3 protein-coding genes are annotated in these 2,887 nt (G+C 64.7%); all 3 read left to right on the forward strand.

The window, feature by feature from the left end:
* The coding region (locus Q0J74_RS10955) for a glycine--tRNA ligase (RefSeq protein ID WP_297214544.1) at nt 1-969 on the forward strand (969 nt) is incomplete at its 5' end.
* Nucleotides 970-1,385: 416 nt separating this feature from the next.
* Nucleotides 1,386-2,705: an aminotransferase class I/II-fold pyridoxal phosphate-dependent enzyme gene (locus Q0J74_RS10960; protein WP_297214547.1), complete on the forward strand. Its 1,320-nt coding sequence runs from the start codon at nt 1,386-1,388 to the stop codon at nt 2,703-2,705.
* Between the two features lie 36 nt (nt 2,706-2,741).
* On the forward strand, nt 2,742-2,887 hold a 146-nt coding region (locus Q0J74_RS10965), incomplete at its 3' end, for a cyclic-di-AMP receptor (RefSeq protein WP_297214549.1).

Below are 2,887 nucleotides of genomic sequence, written 5' to 3' on the forward strand. Positions count from 1 at the left end.
ATGTTCAAGACCTTCCAGGGGGTCACCGAGGACGCCAAGAACACCGTGTACCTGCGGCCCGAGACCGCCCAGGGCATCTTTGTCAACTTCCCCAACGTCCAGCGCACCACCCGGAAGAAGCTGCCCTTCGGCGTGTGCCAGATCGGCAAGAGCTTCCGCAACGAGATCACTCCCGGCAACTTCACTTTCCGTACCCGGGAGTTTGAGCAGATGGAGCTGGAATTCTTCTGCAAGCCCGGCACCGACCTGGAGTGGTTCCAGTACTGGCGCTCTTTCTGCAAAGACTGGCTGCTGAGCCTGGGCATGCAGGAGGACCACCTGCGCCTGCGGGACCACAGCCCCGAGGAGCTGTGCTTCTACTCCAAGGGGACCACCGACTTCGAGTTCCTCTTCCCCTTCGGCTGGGGCGAGCTGTGGGGCGTGGCCGACCGCACCGACTACGATCTGACCCAGCACCAGACCGTCTCCGGCAAGGACATGACCTACTTCGACCAGGAGACCGGGGAGCACTACATCCCCTACGTGGTGGAGCCCTCCCTGGGCGCCGACCGGGTGACCCTGGCCTTCCTGGTGGACGCCTTTGACCAGGAGGTGGTGGGCCAGGACAAGAAGGGCAACGACGATGTGCGCACCGTGCTGCGCCTCCACCCCGCCCTGGCTCCCTTCAAGTGCGCCGTGCTCCCCCTGAGCAAAAAGGAAGTCCTCTCCGGCCCCGCCCAGCAGCTGCGGGATGAGCTGGCCAAGGACTTTATGGTGGACTACGACGACGCCGGAAGCATCGGCAAGCGCTACCGCCGCCAGGACGAGATCGGCACCCCCTTCTGCATCACCCTGGATTTCCAGACCGTGGGGGACGAAAACACCCCCGCCGACGGCTGCGTAACCATTCGGGAGCGGGATTCCATGGCACAGGTGCGCATTCCCATGAGTGAGGTCAAGAACTACATTGCCCAGCGCGTCAAGTTCTAAATCAAAAAGAGCCCCGGCCAAACGCCGGGGCTGAGACTGTCGAAAAAGGCCGTTGGCCTTTTCCGACAAAAGGCTGCATGACGGATCGGCCTCGATTTCTTGCGAAATAGTCACCCGATCCGTCATGAGAAGTGTCATTTCCGAGGCACATGTCCCCGGAAATGACGAATTTCAGTATGATTCTGTCGCCTGCGGGCGACAGAACTCTGCGAGGCTCCCTACGGGGGAGGTTTTTCGACAAGCTGAGCCCCGGCCAAACGCCGGGGCTCTCAGCTTGTCGAAACAGCTCAGGCTGCAAGTGTGGATTTTGTCCGCGGAAAGCGGACAAAATCTGTATGCGGCAGACTGCATCCGGCTCGAAAAAGTGGCGGAGCCACTTTTTCAACAGTCTCTTTTCCACAGCGGAGGTGACTTTTGTGGAACGCACCCCTCTCTATACCACCCTGCGGGACTTTGCCGCCCAAGCCCCCCTGCGGATGCACATGCCCGGCCACAAGGGCAAACCCCTCCCCGCCCCCGAGCTGGCGGGGTATTCCGTCATCGACTTTACCGAGCTGCCCCCCACCGGCAACCTCTTTGACGGGGACGGCGCCATCGGGGCGGCGGAGGCGCTGTGGGCGGAGGTTTTCCACATGGAGAGCTGCCTCTTCCTCACCGGCGGCTCCACCCAGGGGGTGCTCTCCGCCCTTACCCTGGCCTGCCCTCCAGGCTCTGAGGTGCTGCTGGACCGGAGCTGCCACCGCTCCGCCTTCCACGCCCTGGCCCTGCTGGACCTGAAGCCGGTGTACGTACCCCGGCCCTGGCTGGCCGGGGGGGCGGTGGCCGGCCCCATTTCCCCCGGTCAGGTGGAAGCCCTGCTGGCGTCCCATCCAAATGCAAAAGCGCTTTGTATTACATCTCCCACTTATTACGGTGTGTTATCAGATATCCCCGCCCTGGCGGCCGTGATGCACCGTCACGGCGGGGTGCTGGTGGTGGATGGCGCCCATGGCGCCCACCTGCCCTTTCTGGGACTGGACCATTTTTCCGCCGCCGATCTGGCGGTGGTGTCCGCCCACAAGACCCTCCCCGCCCCGGGGCAGACCGCCCTGCTGCTGGCGGGGAAGGGCTTTTCCCACGGCGCGCTGCGGCGGGCGGGGGGCATCTACGGTTCCTCCAGCCCCTCCTACCCCATGATGGCGGCGCTGGATGTCTGCCGGGCGCATATGCTGGAGGAGGGGGCGGCCGCCTACCGCCGGGCGGCGGAGGGGACGGCGGCCCTGCGCCGGGAGTTCCCCGCCCTGACCGACCGGGACGCCCCCCTGGACCCCACCCGGCTCACCCTCCTCTCCCCCGACGGCCTGGCGGCCCAGGGGACGCTGGAGGGACTGGGGGTGTGGCCGGAGCTGGCGGACCGGGGCCATGTGGTGCTCATCCTCACCTGCGCCGACACCCCGGCGGACCTTGCCCGGCTGCGCTCCGCCCTGGGGGAGGCGGTCCTGGGACCCTGCCCCGCCCTTCCTCCGCCGCCGGAGCCGGGCGCCCAGATACGCACTCCCCGCCAGGCCCTTTTTGACCCGGGGGAGGACCGCCCCCTGAAGGAGGCGGAGGGGGAAATCGCCGCCCATCCCATCGCCCCCTATCCCCCCGGCGTGCCGGTGGTGGCCCCGGGGGAGGGGATTGAGAAAAAAACTATCGCATATTTGGAGGAAATAGGTTATAATAAGATTTGTCGAATCTGTTCCCGGCGGAATTGATTCTCTGTGTGTGAACCCAAGGCAGGAGGGATAGGAATGAAACTGGTCCTTGCGATCATCAACCATGACGACGCCAACACCGTCACCCAGTCCCTGACCAAGAAAGGCTTCTCCTCCACCAAGCTGGCCACCACCGGCGGCTTTCTGATGGCGGGGAACGTGACCATCCTCATCGGTGTGGA

Source organism: uncultured Flavonifractor sp. (assembly GCF_944387675.1).
Classification (GTDB): Bacteria; Bacillota; Clostridia; order Oscillospirales; family Oscillospiraceae; genus Flavonifractor.